Genomic DNA, 1,033 nt, shown 5'->3' with positions numbered 1-1,033 from the left:
TGACTGCTTGGGTTGCATTTAGTGAAGCCACCCGAGAAAATGGCTGTATGAAAGTAATGCACGGTACTCACAATACCTGGTACTTTGACGAGCATCGTAACATTGAGTTTGAGCCAGACAAGATCAACCAAAAACTCACTGGGGGTAAAAAGACTGGGGTCTATGGCTATGACTACTATAAACTGAAACTAGATCCTAACTGGGAGCCTGATGAATCCCAAGCGGTACACCTGGAAATGGAACCGGGTCAATTTATTCTGTTTACGTCTAGATGTATGCATGGCTCAGAACCAAATACCTCTGGCTCATCGATACGTTACGGCTGGTCAACACGCTTCGTTCCCACAGACGTGAGAGTATATCCAGATTGGGAATCTTTTCAGCACTTTGGAGAAGTATTTCCTTTAGAACGGTATGCAACTGTTCTGGTAGCAGGGGAAGATACTTACAAACACAACAAAATTAGACGACCTTTGGGACAGTAACCTGAGTAGATTTGTTGCAGAAGTATTTGACCACTTCAAGAGAAACAAGGGAGATAAGAATGAAAACTATCACTGCTGAACCCAGATACTATCTTTCTGTGGAAGAAAAACAATTCTTTCAGGAAAATGGCTATATTGGACCTTTTACTCTCTTCCCACCAGAAGAGATGCTTGAGTTATGGTATGGTATCAAGATGGATCTGTTGGACAAGGAAACGGCTCCTTTCCCAAACAACAAAATGAACTATGATCGCCATCTTGATATCAAGGCTCTCAATGATATCATCTCTCACCCAAAAGTTGTTGATCGTGTTAGTAGTATTTTGGGTCCAAATGTACTGTGCTGGCGAACAGAGTGGTTTCCCAAATATCCGGGTGATGAAGGTACAGACTGGCATCAAGCAGAAAGCTTCGTAGAATTTGAGGGAGAGTCGAAGCTGGTTCCTACTGAGTCTCACGATGGACCTTGGGAACTGACTGCTTGGGTAACCTTCAGTGAAGCCACTCGAAAAAATGGTTGTATGAAAGTCATGCCTGGTACTCACACA

At 43.3% G+C, this 1,033-nt stretch carries 2 protein-coding genes; both read left to right on the top strand.

Annotation, left to right across the window (positions count from 1 at the left end):
* A partial coding sequence (locus tag F6K20_RS39700; RefSeq protein ID WP_287298610.1) for a chlorinating enzyme occupies positions 1-485 on the top strand: 485 nt, incomplete at its 5' end.
* Positions 486-544: 59 nt separating this feature from the next.
* The coding region (locus F6K20_RS39695) for a chlorinating enzyme (protein WP_287298609.1) at positions 545-1,033 on the top strand (489 nt) is incomplete at its 3' end.

This window comes from Moorena sp. SIO2C4, from assembly GCF_010672485.1.
Taxonomy (GTDB): Bacteria; Cyanobacteriota; Cyanobacteriia; order Cyanobacteriales; family Coleofasciculaceae; genus Moorena; species Moorena producens.
This window is presented reverse-complemented; position numbering and strand designations above follow the sequence as displayed.